Raw genomic sequence first — 21,609 nt, forward strand, 5'->3', positions numbered from 1 at the left:
TGCCGTGGGAACGCTCGCCCAGTCTGAGGCTCCTTGTCGAAGCTGGCTAGAGTTGCTGCGGGCCAGTGGATGCCCCTAAAGCTGATGCGCGACCATCCCATTCCCGCGGTCACCGAGCCGCTGCAGTACCGGGCGATCGGCGTCGTGCGCGGAATTTTCCGCCCGGAATCCGAAGAACAAACCACCCGCGGCCATTTGCTTGATGCCGATGGACAGGAGATTGATGCCGTTGTTCTGGGCCGAATGCTCACGTTGATGCGTCGTCATCTCGACATGGGCAAACCCCACCTCTGGGTGGTTTACCCGCGATGCAGGGAGGCTGGTCAGCTGCATCTTCAGATCGCTGGAATCTGGGAGCCCAGCACCCTTTCAGCTTCCGATCCGGAGACCGATTCCGGTGATCCATCCATCGATGCGTTGCCTGAGGGTGACGATTACTTCTCGATCAGAGGCGAGCTCATCTACACAAAGCCCGAGGCTTCGGAGGTTGTCATCAAGGTGCGTCAGCAGCCGCGTGCTGATGGCTTCCGTCCCTTGCCGTTCAAGTTGCAGCTCAGTGGTGATGTCGAGCTTGCGCACCTGCGCCATTTCGTCAGCCTCGACGTGCGTCGTCAGGGACAGTTGCTTCAAGTCGAGTCCGTTGATGTGATCGCACCGATGCCCACCCGTGGCGGCAAGGGCCGCGGTGGCGCGTCCCGTCGTCCTGCAGAACGCAGTCGACCCGCTCGCAGTTCATGAACCCATCTCCCGTTTCCAGCACCACCGCCGGGCTTGCAGTCGCCGGATGCACAGGACTCGCGGTCTTCGGTCCGCTTGTGGGCCTGTCGCCTGCCTGGATCGCTCTGATTGTCGGTGGTGGGCTACTGGGACTCACCCTCGATGCTTCCCAGCTGGAGGGGATGGGAGGGCATCTTCTTGCTGAAGCCCTTCCCGGAGGCAGGACACGCCTGCGTCGGGTGGCGCGCCATGAAGCTGGCCACTGGCTTGTTGCCCGCGAAGAGGAGATGAAGGTGCGGCGCGTTCTGGTTGGAACCCGTCCCTGTCTGGAGGCAGGCCTGCGCAGCAATGGAGCCACCGAATTCGAACTCCCTGATCAGGTCCGCTTACCCCTGGAGGATCTGCGTCGCTGGAGCAGGGTTCTCCAGGCCGGGATGGTGGCTGAGACACTGCTGGAGGGATCCGCTCGTGGCGGGGCTGATGACCGTGCCCTGCTCGGCAGGATCTGGGGTCTTTCAGGCCAGGATGTCGCCACTGCGCAACGGGAGCAGCGTCGTGCCCGCCGTGAGGTGGAGCAGCTTCTCAGAAAACGTCTGGATGATCTCGATGTCATCGCTGAAAGACTGCTGGAGGGTCTCGATCCGGAGGTGAAATGACCTCAGGGATCGATGCCACCTACGTGGTGGACTGTCCAACGGGGCTGGCAGGAGACATGTTGCTGGCGGCTTTCCTTGATCTGGGTGTTCCAACTGAGGTGGTTCATGCCCCTCTGAGGGAGCTTGGTTTCGAAAACGCCTATGTACTGCGAGTCGAGGAAGCGCAAAACGGCGGTTTGCGCGGACTCAGACTCGATGTTGAAGGCCGGGATCAGCAGCCACCGCATCGACGCTGGGGCGAGTTGCGTCGGATCATCGAGGCTGCCGTGCTTCCTCCATCACTGCAGGACAGGGTGTTGTCGGTGTTTTCCGCGCTCGCTGACGCCGAAGCGGCCGTTCACGGCATTCCAGCTGACCACGTGCATTTCCACGAAGTCGGAGCCATGGACAGCCTCGTTGATGTGGTTGGGGTCTGCGCCGCCGTGGAGCATCTCAATCCAAGGTCCTTCTGGTGTGTTCCTCCTCCCGCAGGACGAGGTGCGGTGGCCACGGCTCACGGACTGCTGCCGGTCCCCGCCCCAGCGGTGCTTGAGCTGGCGCGACGTCATTCTGTTGAACTTCGCTGGGGCGGGGACTGGCCGGAAGCTGAGCTGACAACCCCGACGGGGCTGGCTTTGATGGCTGTGCTTGCAGACGGGTTCGGATGGCCTGAACAGCTGGCTCCCGACGCGGTGGGAACCGGCCTCGGCCATCGTCAGCTTGACCGCCCCAATCTGCTCCGCCTCATCCGCCAGCGTCCACAGGGCCCTGATGCATCCAATCAGCCTCGTTGGCAGGACCTGATCGTTCAGGAGGCTTGGATTGATGATGTTTCAGCTGAAGCCATGGCGTGGTTGATACAGCAGCTGCGCGATGCGGGTGCTCTCGATGTGGCCTGTTCCTCGCTGCAGATGAAGAAGGGTCGTCCAGGAACCGCCTTGACGGCTCTTGTACTGCCTGAGCGAGCGGCGGACCTGCGCCGGATCTGGTGGAAGGACAGTCCAACCCTGGGACTGCGCGAGCGGCGTCAGGGGCGCTGGGTGCTGCCGCGGCGTCGAGGATCGCTCTCCACTCCGTGGGGTGAGCTTGCTGCAAAGCAGACTTTGAAGCCGGATGGAACCAGGACTGTGAAGCCCGAGAGGGATGCTCTCCATGAACTCGCACACCGAGCAGGCCTTTCTCCTGAGATGCTCTGGCAGAAGCTTTCTCAGGAAGCACTTCAGTTCGATTCCCAGCAGGAGTGGACATGTTGAAGCGTTTCCGGTCCCTGCTCTCGGCAAAGCTTCCCGCAGGCGTGAGGTTTCCCGGCGGCGTGAAGCTGTGGATCACCCTGCTCACGCTGGGATTTGTCGTCTGGGCGCTGGCCGGCCACGCAGCGGGACTGCGATCCCTTTCAATCACAGCTCAAGGCTGGTGGTGGCTTGTGCTTGCTCTCGGCCTCAGTTGGCTGAGCCTGCTTGTCAATGCAGGCGCCTGGCAGGTGCTGGTGAGCTGGCTGGGACATGGCACGGGCTCAACACCTCTGGTGCCTCTGTACCTCAGCAGCAATCTGCTCAAGTACCTGCCAGGCGGCGTGTGGCATTTCATCCAACGTGTGCGGGTCCTGGGCCCTTCCATCGGCACGGGGCCCGCACTGGTCTCCGTTTTGATGGAGCCCATGTTGATGGTGGTGGCGGCCCTGCTCTGGGTGCCCTTCGGTGGCTGGCAGAGCGGTCTGGCTTTGCTGACTCCGCTGCCTGCTCTGCTGTTACTGCCTCGCTGGAGAGAGCCCTTGCTCAGCCGGCTGGAACGCAGCCGTTTAAGGCAACTCAACCGGTCAGATCCCGATCTTGCCTCCTTGCCTCCGCTGGAACAGCTGGGAAGCGGCCGCAAGGACTACCCCTTGCTTCCTCTCCTGGCCGAGCTGGTGTTCATCACTTCCCGCTTCTCGGGGTTCTGGTGCTGCATTCAGGTGTTCGGTCTGACACCAGTGCTTCCGATCGGCAGCTGGATGTCAGCCTTCGCTCTGGCCTGGGCCACAGGGCTTGTTGTTCCTGCTGCGCCCGGTGGACTGGGTGTCTTTGAAGCGGTGCTGCTGCTGCGCCTGAGTTCATCCGTTCCGGAGCCAGCACTTCTGGCTGTGGCACTCAGTTATCGACTCGTGGTGACTCTCGCTGATCTGATGGCCGCGACAGGTGTCAAAGCGGACCGCATGATCGCTGTTCGTTTGCATCAGCTGAGCGATTCGCCGCAGTCTTCGTCGAGTTCTTCCAGTTGAACGGTGCAGTGTTCGATGCCCTTTCGTTGCATGGCCTGTCTCACCTCGCTCAGGAGCTGCGGATCCTGTTGGCTCACTTCTTTGGGCCTTTGGAGATGAACTGTGAGGGCCACGCGCGTTCCGCCGATGGACCAGATGTGCAGGTGATGGACTCCCTGAACGCCAGGCATGGTTTGCAGAGCCTCCAGAACGGCTGCGGGATCAATGCGATGGGGAGTTTCGTCCATCAGCTCGGCCAGACCATCACGCAGCAGCATGATTCCGAGCCATCCGACGCTCAGGCCGACTCCAAGCCCTGTGAGTGGATCCAGCCACGTCCAGCCGGTGATGCCGGACACAAGCGCACTCACCAGCACCGCCGCAGAAACGGCTGCATCTCCGAGCAGGTGAAGAGCGGCTGCTCGGCGGTTGAGATCACCATGATGATCTGATCCGAACAGCTGGGCGGAGAGCAGGTTCACGACAAGGCCAGCGCCTGCGGCGATGGCAACCGGCCATGCCACCACCAGCTCCGGTTGTCGGAATCGTTGCAGCGACTCCACGCAGACGACGGCGGAAGCCATCAGGATCAGAACGGCGTTGGCGACGGCTGCCAGCTGGGTGGAGCGTCCAAAGCCGTAACTGAACCGCCCCTTGGCAGGTCTTTGGCTCAGGCTCTCCGCTCCCCAGCCCATCAGGAGTCCCGCCACATCACCGACGTTGTGGAGGGCATCGCCGATCAATGCGATCGATCCGAAGGCAATCCCCACAGCGATCTGCAAACCGCTCAAAGAGGCATTGAGCAGAACCGTCCAGCGGAATGCCTGCCGACTGTGGCTGTGGTGGTGATGATGTTCCAGTTGCTCACGGCACCTAACGACATGATGGTCATAGCTCTGTCGGCTTTGCCATCGCCAGCCCGGGCACTTCCTTGCCCTCTGGCAGCTGGCTGGGAGTTGCTTCACAACGTTGAACTCCCATCCAAAGGGTTGGATGGCGATCGTGTTGGTGGCTTCTCTGCTTTGGCCTATCAACGGAAGCAGGACCGTCTCTGGTTGCTGAGCGATGCAACCACGGGTTACCTGGTGTCGTTCACTGGCCTGAGCCATCTCCTGAAAGGGGAGCAGGCATCGCTGCAGGGTGGGCGACGTCTGCTGTTGAGGGGGCGAGAGGGCTCACCTCTGATGGCGGGCTTTGACGGAGAGGGGCTGGTGCTTGACGGCAATCAGATCTGGATCGTCAGCGAGGGGCGACGAAGCCCTGAGAGAAGGGCAAGACTGCAGCGTTACAACCTCTTGAACGGACGCCTGCAGCAGGAGGTACCCCTTTTGGCCGACTGGCAGGAGAGGGAGGGTCAGGGGCTTGCCGCCAACAAGGGACCCGAAGCACTCACGCAGAGGGCATCCGGTGATCTGCTGATGGCAGCTGAGGCGCCGCTGATTCAGGACAAGGCTCAGAAGGGAAAGGACTGGGTGCGTTTCGCTCGCCTCGGTTCCGGTTCGCAGCCCGGTTCGCAGCATCGACTTGAACCGCTGGGGGGATTCGAAATCGGACCAGCAGGTGCAGCCGTCAGTCGGAAGCTGGGCTTGAGTGAACTGCTGGCGATGGAAAATGACGCAACTGTTCTCGCTCTGCTGCGCGGTTTTTCATGGCCGGCTGGGTGGACTGCCCATTTGCAGATTCTGCGACTTCCAGCGAGGGAGTTGCCTAAAGCTCCGCCGATACAAGCATGGCAAAGCTGGGATCTGTTGGCGAGTGGTCTGCCATCAGCCAACTGGGAGGGAATGGCCTGGGGGCCGGTGATGAAAGACGGTCGAATTCCACTTGTGCTGGTGAGTGACGATGGTTTTCACCCTTTACAGAGCAGCTGGCTGTCCGTGCTGGCTCCTCGGCGTGGGCAGGACTGTGTGCCCAGTCGTTTCGCTTTCTGATCTCGACCTCTACTCCGTGTCCCGATCCAATCGGGGCACCAGAGCTGATGAAGCGATCAGACCCAGGACCAGGATCATCAGGGACGGCCAGACCGCAGCGGCGAGTCGCTCATCACCTGCGTACTGAAACACCCGCACGGCAAGCGTGTCGAAATCGAAAGGCCTTAGTGCGAATGTGAGCGGAAGCTCCTTCACGGTGTCCACGAACACCAGCAGGCTGCCAACAAGGATTGGGCCTCGCAGAAGCGGCAGATGAACCCGTCTGAGCACGGCCGGCCAACGCAAGCCCAGCCCTGTTGCTGCTTCGTCAAGGCTGGGGGAGAGTCGCTCCAGAGCTGCATCAATCCCTCCTTTGTTGACCGCGAGGAATCGGTCGCTGTATCCCCAGAGCAGAAGCAGTATCGGAGACAGTTGCCAGGGTGCGCCGACGACCAGCAGAGCCAGCGCCAGCACTGCGCCTGGAATGGCGTAGCCCATGCCCGCTAGAAACGTCACACCTCTGAGCCATCTGGCAGGACTCCAGCGCTTGGCAATGGCCAGCAACATGGCCGCCAGACCTGCCAGCAGTGTCGCTGCCAGCGCTAGACCCAGAGTGCGCAGGGTGAGCAGCAGCAATTCGGGTGTCAGACCTGTGGCCAGCTGCTGCCAGTTCATTCCGCCCCACAACAGAGGAATGCCAAGGGTGATCAGGGGAGGTACCGCTCCCAGCACCTGGGCTGCAAAGGCTCGTCCGCCGCTCAGCATCCACGCAGGAGATTCTCCTCCTGCCACGCCTTCTGACCAGCGGCGGCTGCGGCTGCGCAGTCTGCGTTCGCCGAACAGAAGGACCATCACGATGCCGAGTGTGATCAGCGCAAGACCCACGGCACCGGTGGGATTGCCTTCGATTCTCCAGGCCTCGATGATTCCAGCCGAAAGACTGGGAATGTTGAGCAGTTGCACAGCGCCGTATTCATTCAAAACCTCCATGCCCATGAGGGCAATGCCTGCTCCGATCGCCGGCAGGGCCATGGGCAGTGCGATCCGGCGGAAACTGTTCCAGGGACCGACTCCCAGCGAGCGGCAGGCTTCCAGTTGTCGGCGTCCGCAGATGGTGAAGCTTTCGGCGCTGAGCAGGAAGACATAGGGGTAGGTGGTCAGCGCCATCACGACGATTCCCCATCCCATCCCGCTGATGGTGATTCCCTCGAGACTGCCGATATCCACAAGGGTTGCCGCTAGCAGATACGACGGATTGGCCAGTGGCAGCAGCTGGGCGATCCGCAGCCAGCGGCGGCCTGGGAAACGGCAGTTCGCCAGCAGCCAACCGTTGGCGGTGCCGATCACACCTCCCAACAGGCTGGTGCCAAGGAGTAGCACCACCGTGCCGCGGATCTGAATCAGACCATCCGGCCTGAGGCTGGCATTGCCGTTGCTCACTCCATTGAGTCCCTCGCCCAGCAGGCCGATGACCGGAAGCAGAGCTAGGAAGGCAATGGCCACGGCTCCTGCCACCAGCCAAAAGCGGCCTGACAGCAAGCTGCGCATACGAGTGAGCACCCCTTGCCGAAGAGGATCTGCTATGGAGGAACTGTCACTATTCACGCTTGAATCACTTGCTAGGACTGGTGTTCAGGAGCAGACCTGGCTTCTGGTTCTGTTTGCTGGAGCCAGTGGGTGTGGTGCTCTCCAGGCAGAAGGAATCCATTGGATTGCTGCAGGAAGGCCGGAAAAAACACACTTGAAGCCGATCTTGAGAAGCGTATTCAATAACCTCAATGCCTGCATCAAAAAACCCTCACGCCAGGTGAGGGTTGTGAAAGTGACAGCAAATACAAGCCGCTGTTAACGATCGTTGCTCCGAATAGGGATGGGAACGAGGGCAGGCTCCATCAATCCTCCACCACCGTTGTCGTCATCGGAGTCGAGCAGCAGCCAGTAGGCGAGTGCCAGGACCATTACCAGTCCACCTGCCGCGAGAACTTCAACCATGCCCTCTCCTCATTGCTTGCCACCCTAATCAAGTTTGCTGAATACGGGGCAACTTCCCTCCCACTTAACGATCACCAGCGACGAAAACGCAGTCCTGAAGCTGCTGCCTCAGGGCGTCATGGTCGAGTCCACGGCCGATCAGCACCAATTGGTTCTTGCGGGTTCCGCTCCAGTCGCTGTCATCGATGGAGAAGCGTTTGCCAGCCAGATGAAACACATGGCGGCGCTCGCTTTCCTTGAACCAGAGAATTCCCTTGGCCCGGAAAACACTTTCAGGCAGCTGGTTGTCGAGAAAATTCTGAAACGCTCTCAGATCAAAGGGATCACTGCTTGAGAAGGACAGTGACGTGAAGCCTTCAATGGCCAGGTCATCAGCGGACCCGTGGTCGTGGTCATGGTCGTGGTGGCTGTGCCCGTGGTCATGGCTGTGTCCGTGGTCATGGCTGTGCTCATGGTCATGGCCTTCTTTCACCACTCGGTCGGATTCGAACAGACCCACGCTCAACAGCAGCGGCAGCGGCACATCTCCCTTCACCGAGTGAAGGATTCGTGCATCCTTCTTAACGTCGCGCAGCTGTTGCTCGACATCCTTCACTCGTCCCTCATCGACGAGATCGGTCTTGTTGAGCATGAGGATGTCGCCGTAGATCACCTGCGATCGACCGACTTCGCTGGCAATGGCCTCCGCCCCGAAGTTCTCGGCATCAATCAGGGTGATGATCGAGTCGAGTCTCGTCAAATCACGCAGCTCGCTGCCCAGAAATGTCATCGCGACGGGAAGCGGATCAGCCAGCCCCGTGGTTTCCACCACGAGATATTCCACAGGCTTGGGTCTTTTGAGAATGCGGTCGACGGCTTCAAGCAGCTCGCCGTTGATCGAGCAGCAGATGCACCCGTTGCTCAGTTCGACCATGTCCTCGTTGGTGCTTACCACCAACTCGTTGTCGATCCCGATCTCTCCGAATTCGTTGACCAAAACAGCTGTCTTAAGCCCTTCCTGATTGCTCAGGATGTGATTCAACAGCGTGGTTTTCCCTGCTCCGAGAAAGCCAGTGAGAATCGTCACCGGCACTGCGGCTCGCTTCACGCTGGTGGTCATAGACGGTTTTCTTCTCTAGTTCCACTCTGACAGCGGCTCACTGCAGGGCGTCAATGGAACGCGCCAGCTCAACATCCAGATTGCTGATGCCTCCCAGGTCGTGCGTCGTCAGTTCGATCGTCACCCGGTTGTAGACGTTGCTCCAGTTGGGATGGTGCTGTTTCGTTTCCGCCAACAGCGCAACCCTGGTCATGAAGGCGAATGCCTCGCTGAAGTCGCTGAATTGCCACTGGCGTTTGATCCGCTCATCTCCCACCTGCCACTGCGCCAGCGTGGCGCGAAGGTTGTCGCGTTCCTGAAGGCTGAGCAGTGCTGCCATGGACCATCTCTTCTGAACTTCAGCTTTAGCCTGGAACGTGAGCAGCGGTTTCGGTCAACAGATGATCAACAGAATGGTCTGGCTTCCGCTGATTGCTGTTCCGATGCTCAGCGTTTCGCCTTCCCCGGCGATCGCTCAGCGCGTCGTCAAGAAGCTCACTGCGGAGTGCCCGATGGGCTACACGGATCTGTCAAACGGTAAGTGCAGCGCTCTTGGGCTGATGAGTTATACACTCCGCCCGGCAATGGATGCGAACTGTCCGTCCGGTTGGAATCCCATGGGCGGTGGCTATTGCCGCAAAGACTGAACCAATCGCCAGTTTTTGCGAGACAATGCGTTGATTGTGCGGTCAGCTTGCGATGGAGGTCTTGATTGATGACAGACGTCGACTATCTGGTCATTCGCTTTCATGAGCTGTTCAGGCGTCAGGAAGCCCGTCGCCAGTTGAAACGGCTCACGCATGAACAACAGGAGGAACAGAAAAGCTCCTCTGAAGACGAGACGGCGAGGAACTGAAATGAGTGGGCTGTTGATTTCAACCACGCCCTCGGACCATCATTTCAATTAGAACAACTTCTCTGCGGACCTTGGGAGATCATGAGACTCCTGTATTTCGCAGCAGTCTTCGCAACCGCCTCCTGGCTGATTGCACTGCTGTGGCGAAAACTTGTCGCTGTCAGGCAGGTCAATGTCATCGTTGAATCACCTGAACGAACAGCCCAGGTCAATGCTCTCGAGAGGGCTTTGCGCGCCGAGGGTGGGGAGCATGATTCCACTGCAAGCGATGATCAGGAACAGGCGTGAAGGCTGATTGATTTCAGTCATGTCAAGCGCTGATCAGAGCCCATGGATCTGTTTCCGGATCTTGAAGCTGGTTAAGGTCTTTTCAGATCGATGAAGCCAATGGCTGCCGGGACAACGGCTTGGGATCGTCTTGGCTCACACCTGCACGAAACCCAGGTTATGGAGTCCATAACCAGGACTCTTTACTGGGATCAGAACACCCGGATGCCGAGCGGTGGAGCGGCCTGGAGGGGAGAACAACTGGCATTGCTGGCTCGCCAGCTTCATTCCCGCCAGAGTTCCGAGCACTATGCGGAGCTGATCGCGGATGCCCGCGAGGAGTGGCGAATCGGCGCCAACGATGTTGATTGCCCTGAAGCCATCAGTGGTCAGGGCCGCAATCTGGATCTGCTTGAGCAGGATCTGCAGCGGCAGCAAGCACTGGATCCTGATCTTGTCAGTGCTCTCGCCACAGCCAAATCCCAGGGTTACGACCTCTGGCAACAGGCCCGCAGCAGTTCCGATTTCCCCTTGTTCGCTCCGGCTCTGCGCCGGATGGTGGAGTTGCGACAGGAACAGGCCCGTCAGCTGGCAGAACCGCGAAGTTGCTGGGAAACCCTCGCGCAGCCATTTGAGCCTGACCTCACGCTGGAGAGGCTTCAGGATCTTTTCGCGCCGCTGCGCAGGCGTTTGCCTGAGCTACTAGAGCAACTCAAGGGCAGTTCCAGGCCGTCGTCTCTCGGCTGGGATCTGCCCGCGTCGACTCAGCAGCAGCTCTGTGATCAGCTTCTCAGTGACTGGGGCAGGGACAAGGGAATCACCTGTGTGGCGGCTTCGCCACACCCCTTCTCGATCACGTTGGGTCCTCGCGACTTCCGCATCACCACGCGTGTGGTGGCTGGCCAGCCCCTTTCATGTTTTCTGGCAACAGCCCATGAATGGGGCCACTCGCTTTATGAGCAAGGATTGCCGACCACAACGCATCAATGGTTCGCCTGGCCTCTCGGCCAGGCCACGTCGATGGCCGTGCATGAAAGTCAGTCGCTGTTCTGGGAGAACCGGGTGGCCCGCAGTGAACCCTTCTCGGAACTCTGGTGGGAGCGCTTTGCCGCTGCGGGTGCACCGCTTGAGTCGGCGGTGGATCTCTGGAAAGCGATGAATCCGGTTGCCCCTGGATGCAATCGCGTGGAGGCTGATGAACTCAGCTACGGGCTTCACATTCTTGTGCGAACGGATCTTGAGCTGGCTCTGCTGGAGCAGGGCCTGCCGGTGGAGGATCTCCCGAGCGAATGGAACCGTCGCTACCGCGATTTGCTGGGAGTCACTCCCGTCGACGATGCCCAGGGCTGCCTTCAGGATGTGCACTGGAGCGAAGGTTTGTTTGGTTATTTTCCCTCCTATCTGCTCGGGCACCTCGTCAGCGCGCAGTTGAGCGAGGCGATGGCAGCGTCCATCGGTTCTCCCGAAGAGCATGTCCGCCGTGGTGATCTCAGCGTCATGCTCGGTTGGCTGAGGTCCAACGTTCATCCAATCGGGCGTTCCCTCAATGCCGAACAGCTTGTCGAGCAGGTGTCCGGTCGACCTCTCTCCAGTGATCCGTTCCTGAACTACCTCGAGGCCAAGCTGGAGCGGTTGTTCCTTGCGAGCGCCTGAAGCTCCCTGAGACGTGCCTCGTAATATCACCGCTTCGAATGTCGTCTTCCATGGCCAACCTCGACCAGGCTCCAAGCCGCAGCATGCCCAACCTGCTGCATGTGCTGCCGGCCTTCGCTGATGAATCCGAGTTGCGTCTGAACACAATCATTGAGCTCAACTCGAACACGATCAACAAGTACGAGCTGATCACCGAGACCGGTCACCTGAAGCTCGATCGGGTTGGTTATTCCTCGCTGGCCTATCCCTTCGCCTACGGCTGCATTCCCCGGACCTGGGATGAAGATGGCGATCCACTCGACATCGAGATCGTGAATGTCACTGAGCCTCTGGTTCCAGGTTCGATCGTTGAAGCACGCATCATCGGCATCATGACCTTTGATGATGGTGGTGAGGTTGATGACAAGGTCATCGCGGTGCTGGCCGATGACAAGCGCATGGATCACATCAAGAGCTTTGAGGACCTGGGTGATCACTGGAAAAAAGAAACCACCTATTACTGGGAGCACTACAAGGATCTGAAGAAGCCAGGAACCTGCAGCGTGAACGGATTCTTCGGAACAGACAAAGCCATCGAGATCATCAAGACCTGTGAGGCTCGTTATCAGGCTGAGATCGATCCCAAGCTTGTGGATTGATCCACTTGTTGATACGCGTTCAACGTGATGATGCTGCCCACCCATCCCCGCATCAGCAAGGTGCTGATGCAGGTCACCTGGCTTGTTGGTGGCATCGGCCTCTTCTTTGGATTGAATGCCCTGTCTAACGGCCAGATTGCTTCTGCGGTTCAGTGGGTAGCGCTCTGGTCAGTCGGTGGCGTGGGGCTGTTGTCATTCGTCCGCCATGCCGTGTTTCATCGCAGCGATGCGGTGCGGATGGACTGGGATCTCGGCAAGCGCAATGACTTCCAGATTGAGGTTGGATTCGCCAATCTTGCCTGGGGGGTGGTGGCGGTTGTCGCCTCCTTGCTGAACTGGGGAATCATGGTGCTGGGATGTCTCATCCTTGTCTTCGGCATTTACATGGTGCAGGCCGCGGTGTTGCATCTGCTGGAGTCAGCCCGAAACCCCAAGCGACCTTGGACTGCAAGCCAGTTCGTCAATGTTGCCTTTGCTGTTGTTCTGCTCTGGTTCGCCTTTGCGGTGTTGTCCTGAACCGGCAATTCAGGGTTTCAGGAGAATCGGTCCTTCGGATGCCGGAATGCTGTATCGGACCCTGAGGTCAGTGACCTGTTGATCGGCAACATCCCAGAAGTCAAGGTCCTGAATCAGGTTGATGTTGCAGGCCAGCCCCTTTTCATATCCAGCCATGGCCGCATCAGGTATGAACTGGCCGGTTTCCGGTGTGATCAGGCCCGTGGTGGTGCTGAAGGATTTGCCGAGATGGAAATCGAGCATCACCTCAAGCAGTGATTCAAAGCCGAATCCATCAGTGAATAAACCGGCCTGAAAGGCGGCCACATTCATTTCTCCCTGTGTGTCGGTGTTGAAGCCGCCCAGGATGTGACAGCAGTCATGGTTAACCAGCAGTTCTGACGTGCTCTTGTGTTCGCCGGGAAGGGCCCACTGACGGTCGCGATACCAGTGGAAGAAGCTGTGGCCAAGGCTGTTTTCTGGGAACGATTCCAAAGACTGATAACGCCGCGCCACAGCGGGGTCGCCGATGGCCTGATGAAGAGCGCTGATCACCCCTCGAATGAATTTGGACGGCGTATCCAGCATCAGGAACTCACCCATGCTGCGTCGTCCGTAATTCAGCAGCAATCGCCTGAGGTGATTGTCCCTGACCTGGTGGAGATCGTTCAGAGTCTCTGGACTGACATGCAGGCAAGCGGCGAAGTCATCCACAACTCCCACCATGCGTGGATCGACTGACATGTCCACGTAAGGAATCAGCACCAGGATCTGAATCAGCTGGTCACGCTTGCTTCCAGGGCTGAGCCGATCGGGACAGGCCGCTGGGGCAATGATTTCCAGTTCCTTCAGGTCGATCTGAGAATGCAGAACGTGGTTCTGGATCGCCTCCATCATCTCCAAGGTGATTGGCGCCAGCGGTAACGCTCCTCCAGCTGTTCCCACGGTCTTGATGGCCTGAAGCACGAGACGTGCCTCATCCGCGTTCCACTCAAGTTGCTCTGGCATCGAAGAATCGAGGGATCTTTCCCTTTCAGCAAAGACGCGGAAACACCCAGGCGGCTGGTTGAACGCTTTTCTTCAGAAAGTCCTCCATTGGTGTGCGGTTTTTTATCCGGCGGATGGATAGCTTGAGACCAGTGAGTCTTGGCTGTCCGGGAATGCGTCTCAAGTGCGTCAATCGTTTCGCTCCTGCGGTGTTCGGCGCCGCTGCCCTTGCTTCGGCTGCATGGTGTCCAGTGGCTGCTTCGCCTCAGCTGCAGGTCCCTTCGTCTCTGATTGCCTCAGCGAGAGCGAGTTCTGAGAATACTGAGACCACTATTCATCTTGATCTCAAACAGCGACGCATCAGTGTGATCCGGGCTGGTCAGTCCATAGGACGCTGGCCGGTCGCGATTGGCGATCCCAAGACCCCAACACCGACAGGTGTCTTTCGTGTCGAGACCAAGCTCGTCAACCCTCAGTACGAAAGTACGAAGTCCGGTCGGGTCCACCCGGTCACCGGGCCTGCTAGCCCGCTTGGTCATCGCTGGATCGGCTTTTTGCAGCAGGGCCCCAACCAATTCGGCATTCATGGAACGCCCTGGCCGCACTGGGTGAAAATCCGAGCGGCCGTGTCCAACGGTTGTGTACGCATGCTCAATGCACACGTTCAGAAGCTCTATGAGCTCGTTGAGGTCGGCACTCCGGTGAGGATCACCCAGTGAGTGCTTGTGCTGTGATCAGCAATGACACAGTCAGGCCTCGGGACGAACCGAAGCGAAGATCTCCTGGAGAATTTCACCTGCACCTTGAGATTTCAAGTCGGCGGCGAGCTTCAGTCCCACATCCTCAGGATTACCGAGAGGCCCGCGGCGTTCATCACGGATCAGTCGCTTGCCATCCAAGCTGGCCACCATGCCTGTGAGAACAAGCTCATGGTCGTCGATACGGCTGTTAACGCCGATGGGCACCTGGCAGCCGCCTTCGAGCTCCCGCAGGAAGGCTCGTTCAGCCAGGCACCGGCCGGCTGTTGGGGCATGCTCGAGCACCTGAATGATGTCGAGAACATCCTGATTGTCGGTGACGCATTCGATGCCGAGAGCTCCCTGTCCAACGGCATGAAGCGAGATGTGACCAGGAATGATCTGGTGGATCCGATCTCCGAATCCAAGTCGACCGAGGCCTGCCGCTGCGAGGATCAGGCAGTCATACTCTCCTGAATCCAGTTTTTCCAGTCGGGTGATGACGTTGCCCCGAACGTCCTTGAACTGAAGGTGAGGGAAGTGGTAGCGAAGTTGAGCGAGTCTGCGCAGCGAGCTCGTGCCGACGATGGAGCCTTCCGGAAGTGTTTCCAGTGTGTAATCGGCATTTTTGCTGTTGACCACCAGGGCATCCGCAGGATCCTCCCGCTCGGTGATGCAACCCAGCATCAGGCCATCGGGCAGGTTGGTCGGCAGATCTTTCAGGGAGTGCACTGCGATCTCCGCTCGACCCACCAGCATCTGGGCCTCCAGTTCCTTTGTGAACAGCCCCTTGTCACCGATTTTGGCCAGGGCCACATCCAGAATCTTGTCCCCCTGAGTGGCCATGGCCTCCACTGAAATCGCCAGGCCCGGGTGTGCTTTTTCCAGTTCGGCTTTCACCCAGTTGGTCTGCACCATGGCCAGCTGGCTGCGGCGGGAGGCGATGCGCAGTTGCTCGAGAGCCATGGGCACGTTGAAACAGCCATTCAGCCTACGGAGTCGAAGGTCCGGTTCTGCTCAACATTTCACAGAATTCAGCTAGATAGATCAGGCTCTGCATCAGCAAGACGGCCCACTCTTCAGGACGAACAGCTTTACGATCTTTGCGTTCTCAGGAGTCGCAATGCCTGGTCCTGTGGTCAACGGGGTGAAGGTGAGTCATCCATCCGCCGGCTCTTCTTTCTCTCAGGTGGACGAATCAGCTCCCTTCCTGCCTTTGTTGAGCGAAGGATCCATCCGTCTTGTTCTGCTCACCAGCGGTGTGATGCTGGTCGCCCGTCTCAGACAGACAACCGATTCCGATGGTGACCGCGCTTATCAGTTGATCAGGCCCCTGCGGCTTGAAAAGCAGGATGACTCAGGACCCTGGTCTCTGCATTCCTACCTGGAGGGATTAACTCCCCAGCGCAATGTTGTGATGCTCAAGGCTGCAGTCGCAGCTTTACTTGAGCCTGAAGCTCGCATTCTTCAGGCCTACACGCGTTCCACCAATCAGGAATGTCCTCCATCGGAAACGCCCGTTGAGCGTTTGAAGAAGGCATTTCAGGAGTTCACCGACAGCATTGAGTCACGCTGAATGGCTCAGACCCCAAAACAAGTTCCATAAAAAGAAGCTATCGGCCCGATTTTTATTGATCTGCAAGCTGAGTGATTCAATGACTTGATGTCATTATCACCCTTTTGACAGTCAGAGGTTTAATAAACACACCCTTCCATCAATCGCGGTTGATAAATAATGCCCTTAATGGGTCCCATATCCCATCGATAGGCTGCAAACTCCATGCCCACTCCACCCAACAGGGCGTTGCAAACACAACTGTATGTCTATCGAATCCCACCTCTTAGTCCTTTAGACTTAAATTTTTTAGCCATTGATGGCGATGCTCTAGTGCCTTTTCTTACCGTTACTTTTTGGTCTTCTGATAACACTAAAGACCATAAGGAAACAAGAACATGGTCTCATTTGTTCTCTTGAGGTGTATGGCGGAATGATCAAGCCATTCAGTACTAACTCGAAGCTTGCGGATTGGATTCCTTCTCCCCAGCAGATCGAAACCATCAAGGAAGCACATCGTCTGCTTGGTTTGGTGTCTGAAGAAGAGGGAGACGCCACCAATCGACTGAGAATCAACACTTTGAATGTCTATTCGCGCCTCCATCCAGAGGTGACTGACCCTCAGCAGTTGATCAACGATGCTTTCAAGTTTCTGGCGCAGCAAATTGATCGTCGACGCAATTGTCAAGAGTAAATGTCCAACAGCCTTGCTGAGCCATGGTGGCCAGCCAAGACAAAGATCCAGAGCTGATCAACAACCCTGTGATCCTTGGGCTTACTGATCAGAAAACAAGACTCTGGTGGTATGGATGCTTTGATTTCAGTTCTCGTAGCTCTTTCATCATTGCAGCTTCCTGTCTCTTCATTGCTGAAGACTTTGCCTTTTTGGTAAGGACATGACGCTGAATATCGGTCATACTCTCCCATCCTTTCAGGCGAATGTATTCGTCTCGCCAGAGGGTTTTCATGTCGCCCTTGCGCTTTCGAGGTGGATAGTTCTTTTCGATGTATTTTCCTACATTAAGTATGCATATGTATCCAAGAAAGAGGCCCTGAGGGATACCCTTATCCACGAGATAGTAACTGAAGCCCGCCCCTGCGAGGGAGACAAAGACCCAGAACTGTGCTTTCTTCGTTGGTCTCATTCGTGTCCTGCTAGGCGTTAGTCCTTTTAATCATGAACCTCCTGAAACGGCTCTGCTGAAACAGTTGATGCATCTGCAAGCTCACCACGGCTGCAAAAGCCCATCAAAATCCCATCCCCAATGCGGGCAGGGCAATGGTTGCTCTAAGCAACAGCCAAATCAATTCTCGCTGTTTCCCTCGCCACCGACAGGCTTCAGACGGATGTCCTTGAGAAGAGGGTAGTGGTTCATTCCCATTCTTCTTCAAATACTTACGGCACCCCTCTACAGACACATAGTGCTTAATGGTGGTTGTTCAAAAGTTCAGGTCACCATTCGCCGCCTGAGAACAAATCAGGTCGCCTGATTTGACTGGAAATTGTTGGAATGGACTATAACGCTGCTCCGTCAATTGATCTCATGTTGACATTGACCATCGACTACCGATCCAGTTTAATAAGTCAATGAACAGACCCACTGAGATTCAACAGGAGAGATTGAGAGAGTCAAATCAATAAAAAAGACCCGGACGTCTATCGGATCTTCAGTGGGTGTGAGGAGTTGGAATCTCTGTGAGGAGAACCAACTTCCTCAGGTCTAGCCAGCGCTAGCGCTGTTCACTGCACTGGTCACAACTAGACAACTCTTAGATCAGTCTTTGTCGGTCAGCTACTGAGTGATTTCCAAAGCAGGTCATCAGAGCCTCTTCCCATCCAAAGCGGTTGTTGATGGGGCAGGCAGGGAAATGTTGGTTTCTGTCAGCCAGCATTTTCATCATGGTTTCTTCTGTGAACTCATGACCCTTGTCCAGGGCCAGGTTCACCGTGTGCATTGGCGGGGTTGCAGTTGTCATGGGTGTCTCCGATTGGGACCTTCTCGGTCTATCTCCAGTTGATGCGGTTTTGGAGGGGGGAAGAAGGTTCGGTTTCGGGGCCTTTTCGGACGGGTTCTACGAGAGCAAATTCACTTGGTTGCACACGAGCGCCAAGTCCTGAGAATTCAACAGTGAGGAACAACACTCGCGGGGTTGCAACAAAGCAACAGTCCCAAAGGAGTCTTCGGAACCTCTGCCTCAGGCAGAGGTTTTTTTGTCTGCCCTGTGCTCTTGGTGGGGCTGGCAAGCGCAGTCAGGCCAAGCCCGGCATCATGCGCGGACTGACGCCACGCCAATGCTCCGCCGTCTCTCGATTGGTTTGCTTGCGTCTGCTGTTGCCATCGCCCCGCTGCCTTTGAAGGCACAGGACGGCAAGGCTGAGGATCTCGGCGATGTGATGAGCATCAGCCTCGAGGGTCTGGTCAAACCCAACTTTGGCTTCCAGGGCGCATTGCAGGGTGCTGGAACACCGAACCAGGCAGGAATCGGCGGGTTCCTGCCACTGTCGGTTGGCGACAACAGCGTCTGGTTTGTTGATGCCCTGATCAACGCCAATTTCGCGACCGTGAGGGTGACAGCAGCATCATCAACACCGATGTGGCTGGCACCACTGTCAGCACCTCAACGCGTATTGGCTATCGCTGGCTCAATGCTGATCGCAGTTGGATGTTCGGACTGAATGGTGGTTATGACAGCCGCCCCATGAATACAGGTGGAGCCGATACCGGAATCAATGTCAGCGGTACAGAGAAGAGTGCTTTCTTCCAGCAGGTTGCAGTCAATGCAGAAGCTGTTGCTAATGACTGGAACTTCAATGCCTATGCCTTGTTACCCGTTGGCGACACGGAACAAGATCTCAACGTCTTCTACCAAGGCGGAGCACTCAACACCTATGGACTGGATGTTGGCTATTTCATCACGCCTGAACTGAATGCTTCTGTTGGTTACTACTACCAAAATGGTGATCTAGGAACAGCTGATGGTTCAGGTGTGCTTGGACGCATGGCCTATGAAATCAGCAGGGGTTTAACCGTAAGGATAAACATCTCCTATGACGAAGCCTTTGAAACCAGAGTTTCAGCAGACCTTGAAGTTCGCTTTGGTGGTGCGAATACAACAGCGCAGCGACAAGAAGTTCAACAACTACCTGTTATCAATGCTCTGACATCAAGAGCAAGTTATCGCGACGTGAGGGTGCACGATGTAGGGACTGGAGGATTTGGGTCAGTTGAGGGCGGTGGTAGCGACGGGAAAGAGAAAAAGGTTGGATTCATAAGATCTATGGCAAGCTGACTATTCCGATCACTATTAATGACCAAAGAGATGAATTACTTACGACCCGCAGTTCAGTGAGTCAAAGAGCCCGTCAATTGTGTGAAGGATATGCCCCGCTGTGTCACCACCGATCCACCCGATTGCATCGTCGTTGATGTCTGCAACGTGAAAAAGTAAGTGAATGTTTGGGTTCCTGTCTCCACAAACGTGATCATAGGATCCTTTGACGCTGACCGCTCAGCCGACGGCGTTCGTCTCGACTAATCCAGAGCAGAAGAATAACGAGCAAAGGAGTCAGGAGATCGGTGTACAGCACGGCACCGGCATTGGAAGCAGCGTTTTTCTTAAACACCACAAGGGAAACCACATGACCAACCCCGTCAGCGAAGAGCCAGCTGGCAAAAGCCACCATGCTCGCCAGAAGGTAATCACGTTTGCGATACAGGAAGCTGCTGTAACCCAGAATGCCGATCATGAGATTGGCGTAAGCCACTTCGTACTGAAAAGGACTATTGGGCCAGCCAATCTGTTCTGCTGAGAATGTTCCGAAGACAAGATGCATGATGAATCCATAGACGCCACCAAAGCCAAGAACCCAGAACGCAATCCAAAGTAAAGAGGCTTCCGACCAACGGCTGAGCGTCCATTGCTGCCGTGTCTGCAAAGCGCCCAGCAACAACGCCAAAAGTAAAGTCCAAACTCCGTAATCGGCCTCGAGAAAATGCATCAATGTCGTCATCGACTCCAACCAATCACCGATACCAAGATGACCACTGTTGCCCCAAGTGACCAGATCATCCATTGATGGCTGGTACGGGCGCACTGCTCGGGCTGAGTGCGTTTTGAGGCTTCTTCAGGCTGATAATTGCTGAAATGTCTCAGTATCCAGGCCAATATTCAGACACTGAAAAGCCCCAGAATTCCTATGTGGCCAGGGATCCTGGGGCGATGCGAATCGAGTGGCTGATTATTTGATGTATTCCTTGAGCACTCCGTTGCGATTGGGATGCCGCAGCTTGCGTAATGCCTTGGCTTCGATCTGACGGATTCTTTCTCGGGTCACATCAAAAATCTGTCCGATTTCCTCGAGTGTCTTCATGCGTCCGTCATCAAGGCCGTAGCGAAGGCGGAGCACGTCGCGCTCCCTCGGGCTGAGGGTGGCCAGCACCCCTTCCAGATCCTCCCTCAGGAGATTCTTGGCAACGTCCTGTTCGGGATTCTCGATGTCTGCTTCGATGAAGTCGCCGAGGCGTGAATCCTCCTCTTTGCCGATGGGTGTCTCAAGGGAGATGGGAAGCTGAGCGCTCTTGGCAATGAATCGCAGCTTTTCAATGGTCATTTCCATTGATTCGGCGATCTCTTCCTCCGTTGGTTTGCGGCCGAACTCCTGGCTGAGCACTTTGGTGGTTTTCTTGATGCGCGAGATGGTTTCGTAAAGGTGCACCGGGAGGCGAATCGTTCGACTCTGATCAGCGATGGCCCGTGTGATCGCCTGGCGAATCCACCAGGTCGCGTAGGTGGAGAATTTGTAGCCCTTCTCGTGATCGAATTTCTCCGCGGCACGGATCAGGCCAAGACTGCCTTCCTGAATCAGGTCCTGGAAGCTGAGACCTCGATTCATGTATTTCTTGGCAATCGACACCACGAGACGGAGATTCGACTGAACCATTTTTTCCTTGGCTCGGCGGCCGAGCATCAGCCGGCGGCGGAAACGGATCAGAGGCATCTCGACCAGCGCCGCCCACTCCTTGTTGTCGGGTTCGCGTCCGTTGTCACTCTCGAACTGGGCAGCGAGCTCTTCAAGGTAGAGAAGATCGGCGATCTTCCTGGCCAGTTCGATCTCTTCGTCTGGACGCAGCAGCCGGATCCTGCCGATCTCCTGCAGATAAACCCGAATGGAATCCTCTGTGTAGACCCCTTTAGGCCCAACCTTGATGCTTGCCAGCACCTTGGCCTTGGCGTCTGCTTTGGCTTTCTCTTCCTTGCTTGCCGCAGAGTTTCCGGAGGCTTTGGCCAGCAACTGATCGGCGGCCGCATCGAGATCAGCGGGTTTGGCAGCGGCCGAGGTCTTGGCTCGGGTCGCCTTGGCGGGGGTTTTCGCGCTCTTGGTTGTTTTGGTGCTCTTGGTTGTGCTGCTTTTGCTGGCCGGTTTCGATTTCGCTGCGGTCTTCGTGGTTGAGGCTTTGGCTGTTGAAGACTTCGCGGCTGAGGTTGTTGACTCCGGTTTGCCCTTCTTGCTCATGCCTTTGGGAAGTCCCTTCGAATCCGCCAGCATCACGATGGATGGAGCCGCCTTCGATGCCGCCGCTTTGGGAGAGGCAGTCTTGGGCGACGCGGCCTTGGGCTGAGCTGACTTGCTCGCAGCAGGACTCATGGGGATAGGGATGGTGAGGGTGTTCGGAACTAACGCAGTCAACTGAAACGCAAACAGGCTCAACCTGCAGGCGCATCACAATGATCAGATCTCCCCTGACAAAGGGGTTGGAAACTGATGACGGTGATTGTGAATCGATTGATGGGCTGTGGTCAGGGGCAGGGCTGTCAGGGGCGTTCGCAGACCGGTCGGCCGTCGGGATAATC

General features: G+C 57.0%; 24 protein-coding genes and 1 pseudogene. 15 read left to right on the plus strand and 10 right to left on the minus strand.

Going from position 1 to position 21,609, the window contains the following annotated elements; all coding sequences use genetic code 11:
- Window positions 1-84: 84 nt before the first annotated feature.
- From SIB83_RS11815 to SIB83_RS11830, 4 genes are read left to right on the plus strand one after another with little or no spacing between them, the layout of a single operon-like run.
- A complete protein-coding gene (locus SIB83_RS11815; protein ID WP_413747370.1) occupies window positions 85-738 on the plus strand; it encodes a hypothetical protein in 654 nt (217 codons plus the stop codon).
- Window positions 735-1,373 carry a hypothetical protein gene (locus tag SIB83_RS11820; RefSeq protein WP_413406050.1) on the plus strand — a complete coding sequence of 213 codons (639 nt, stop codon included), beginning with the start codon at window positions 735-737 and terminating at the stop codon, window positions 1,371-1,373. Before SIB83_RS11815 ends, SIB83_RS11820 begins: the two co-directional genes overlap by 4 nt.
- Window positions 1,370-2,605 (plus strand): nickel pincer cofactor biosynthesis protein LarC, encoded by a 1,236-nt coding sequence (gene larC, locus SIB83_RS11825; protein ID WP_413406053.1) that lies wholly within the window; start codon window positions 1,370-1,372, stop codon window positions 2,603-2,605. Before SIB83_RS11820 ends, larC begins: the two co-directional genes overlap by 4 nt.
- Window positions 2,599-3,609 carry a lysylphosphatidylglycerol synthase domain-containing protein gene (locus tag SIB83_RS11830; RefSeq protein WP_413747371.1) on the plus strand — a complete coding sequence of 337 codons (1,011 nt, stop codon included), beginning with the start codon at window positions 2,599-2,601 and terminating at the stop codon, window positions 3,607-3,609. Before larC ends, SIB83_RS11830 begins: the two co-directional genes overlap by 7 nt.
- Here the strand turns inward: SIB83_RS11830 and SIB83_RS11835 are convergent.
- On the minus strand, window positions 3,564-4,394 hold the full coding sequence (locus SIB83_RS11835; RefSeq protein ID WP_413747372.1) for a cation diffusion facilitator family transporter: 831 nt from the start codon (window positions 4,392-4,394) through the stop codon (window positions 3,564-3,566). The genes SIB83_RS11830 and SIB83_RS11835 overlap by 46 nt on opposite strands.
- On the opposite strand from SIB83_RS11835, the gene SIB83_RS11840 reads away from it, so the two are divergent.
- Window positions 4,311-5,519, plus strand: a complete 1,209-nt coding sequence (locus tag SIB83_RS11840; protein ID WP_413745924.1) for an esterase-like activity of phytase family protein — start codon at window positions 4,311-4,313, stop codon at window positions 5,517-5,519. The two genes, SIB83_RS11835 and SIB83_RS11840, sit on opposite strands and share 84 nt — an antisense overlap.
- Window positions 5,520-5,528: 9 nt before the next feature.
- On the opposite strand, the gene SIB83_RS11845 is transcribed toward SIB83_RS11840, so the two are convergent.
- The 4 genes from SIB83_RS11845 to SIB83_RS11860 form a co-directional block, all read right to left on the minus strand.
- Window positions 5,529-7,046: an ABC transporter permease gene (locus SIB83_RS11845; RefSeq protein ID WP_413745925.1), complete on the minus strand. Its 1,518-nt coding sequence runs from the start codon at window positions 7,044-7,046 to the stop codon at window positions 5,529-5,531.
- Between the two features lie 297 nt (window positions 7,047-7,343).
- The gene (locus tag SIB83_RS11850) at window positions 7,344-7,490 is read right to left on the minus strand and encodes a hypothetical protein (protein ID WP_413745926.1); all 147 of its coding nucleotides are present in this window, start codon (window positions 7,488-7,490) and stop codon (window positions 7,344-7,346) included.
- Window positions 7,491-7,554: 64 nt separating this feature from the next.
- A complete protein-coding gene (locus SIB83_RS11855) occupies window positions 7,555-8,589 on the minus strand; it encodes a CobW family GTP-binding protein (protein ID WP_413745927.1) in 1,035 nt (344 codons plus the stop codon).
- Window positions 8,590-8,626: 37 nt separating this feature from the next.
- The gene (locus tag SIB83_RS11860; RefSeq protein WP_413745928.1) at window positions 8,627-8,908 is read right to left on the minus strand and encodes a 4a-hydroxytetrahydrobiopterin dehydratase; all 282 of its coding nucleotides are present in this window, start codon (window positions 8,906-8,908) and stop codon (window positions 8,627-8,629) included.
- A 37-nt stretch (window positions 8,909-8,945) separates the two neighbouring features.
- On the opposite strand from SIB83_RS11860, the gene SIB83_RS11865 reads away from it, so the two are divergent.
- The 6 genes from SIB83_RS11865 (at window position 8,946) to SIB83_RS11890 (ending at window position 12,498) form a co-directional block, all read left to right on the plus strand.
- Window positions 8,946-9,215: a hypothetical protein gene (locus SIB83_RS11865; RefSeq protein WP_413406062.1), complete on the plus strand. Its 270-nt coding sequence runs from the start codon at window positions 8,946-8,948 to the stop codon at window positions 9,213-9,215.
- A gap of 68 nt (window positions 9,216-9,283) precedes the next feature.
- Entirely contained in the window at window positions 9,284-9,424 is a 141-nt protein-coding gene (locus SIB83_RS11870; RefSeq protein ID WP_413745929.1) for a hypothetical protein, read from the plus strand.
- A gap of 81 nt (window positions 9,425-9,505) precedes the next feature.
- Complete coding sequence (locus tag SIB83_RS11875; protein ID WP_413406065.1) at window positions 9,506-9,712, plus strand: hypothetical protein; 207 nt, start codon at window positions 9,506-9,508, stop codon at window positions 9,710-9,712.
- A gap of 99 nt (window positions 9,713-9,811) precedes the next feature.
- Window positions 9,812-11,344, plus strand: coding sequence for a carboxypeptidase M32 (locus SIB83_RS11880; protein ID WP_413745930.1), 1,533 nt, complete (start codon window positions 9,812-9,814; stop codon window positions 11,342-11,344).
- A 50-nt stretch (window positions 11,345-11,394) separates the two neighbouring features.
- A complete protein-coding gene (locus tag SIB83_RS11885) occupies window positions 11,395-11,982 on the plus strand; it encodes an inorganic diphosphatase (RefSeq protein WP_413406069.1) in 588 nt (195 codons plus the stop codon).
- A gap of 27 nt (window positions 11,983-12,009) precedes the next feature.
- Window positions 12,010-12,498, plus strand: a complete 489-nt coding sequence (locus tag SIB83_RS11890) for a DUF6790 family protein (RefSeq protein WP_413406071.1) — start codon at window positions 12,010-12,012, stop codon at window positions 12,496-12,498.
- Between the two features lie 9 nt (window positions 12,499-12,507).
- Here the strand turns inward: SIB83_RS11890 and SIB83_RS11895 are convergent, their stop codons facing one another.
- Window positions 12,508-13,485, minus strand: coding sequence for a hypothetical protein (locus tag SIB83_RS11895; RefSeq protein ID WP_413406073.1), 978 nt, complete (start codon window positions 13,483-13,485; stop codon window positions 12,508-12,510).
- A gap of 113 nt (window positions 13,486-13,598) precedes the next feature.
- Here SIB83_RS11895 and SIB83_RS11900 point away from each other — a divergent pair, with 113 nt between their 5' ends.
- Complete coding sequence (locus tag SIB83_RS11900) at window positions 13,599-14,183, plus strand: L,D-transpeptidase (protein ID WP_413745931.1); 585 nt, start codon at window positions 13,599-13,601, stop codon at window positions 14,181-14,183.
- A 30-nt stretch (window positions 14,184-14,213) separates the two neighbouring features.
- On the opposite strand, the gene hemC is transcribed toward SIB83_RS11900, so the two are convergent.
- On the minus strand, window positions 14,214-15,167 hold the full coding sequence (hemC, locus tag SIB83_RS11905) for a hydroxymethylbilane synthase (protein WP_413745932.1): 954 nt from the start codon (window positions 15,165-15,167) through the stop codon (window positions 14,214-14,216).
- 157 nt (window positions 15,168-15,324) lie between these two features.
- Here hemC and SIB83_RS11910 point away from each other — a divergent pair, with 157 nt between their 5' ends.
- Complete coding sequence (locus tag SIB83_RS11910) at window positions 15,325-15,777, plus strand: DUF6561 domain-containing protein (protein ID WP_413406079.1); 453 nt, start codon at window positions 15,325-15,327, stop codon at window positions 15,775-15,777.
- A 412-nt stretch (window positions 15,778-16,189) separates the two neighbouring features.
- Window positions 16,190-16,450 carry a hypothetical protein gene (locus SIB83_RS11915; protein WP_413406081.1) on the plus strand — a complete coding sequence of 87 codons (261 nt, stop codon included), beginning with the start codon at window positions 16,190-16,192 and terminating at the stop codon, window positions 16,448-16,450.
- Between the two features lie 88 nt (window positions 16,451-16,538).
- Here the strand turns inward: SIB83_RS11915 and SIB83_RS11920 are convergent, their stop codons facing one another.
- Window positions 16,539-16,901 carry a hypothetical protein gene (locus tag SIB83_RS11920; protein ID WP_413745933.1) on the minus strand — a complete coding sequence of 121 codons (363 nt, stop codon included), beginning with the start codon at window positions 16,899-16,901 and terminating at the stop codon, window positions 16,539-16,541.
- Between the two features lie 1,148 nt (window positions 16,902-18,049).
- Between SIB83_RS11920 and SIB83_RS11925 the strand changes: the two are divergent.
- Window positions 18,050-19,047 (plus strand): annotated as a pseudogene (locus SIB83_RS11925) (carbamoyl-phosphate synthase).
- 193 nt (window positions 19,048-19,240) lie between these two features.
- Here the strand turns inward: SIB83_RS11925 and SIB83_RS11930 are convergent.
- Both SIB83_RS11930 and rpoD read right to left on the minus strand, forming a co-directional pair.
- On the minus strand, window positions 19,241-19,831 hold the full coding sequence (locus SIB83_RS11930; protein ID WP_413745934.1) for a DUF6790 family protein: 591 nt from the start codon (window positions 19,829-19,831) through the stop codon (window positions 19,241-19,243).
- A gap of 165 nt (window positions 19,832-19,996) precedes the next feature.
- Window positions 19,997-21,403, minus strand: coding sequence for an RNA polymerase sigma factor RpoD (gene rpoD / locus SIB83_RS11935; RefSeq protein WP_413401453.1), 1,407 nt, complete (start codon window positions 21,401-21,403; stop codon window positions 19,997-19,999).
- Between the last annotated feature and the right edge of the window lie 206 nt (window positions 21,404-21,609).

This window comes from Synechococcus sp. MIT S9507 (assembly GCF_047304715.1).
GTDB lineage: Bacteria > Cyanobacteriota > Cyanobacteriia > PCC-6307 > Cyanobiaceae > Synechococcus_C.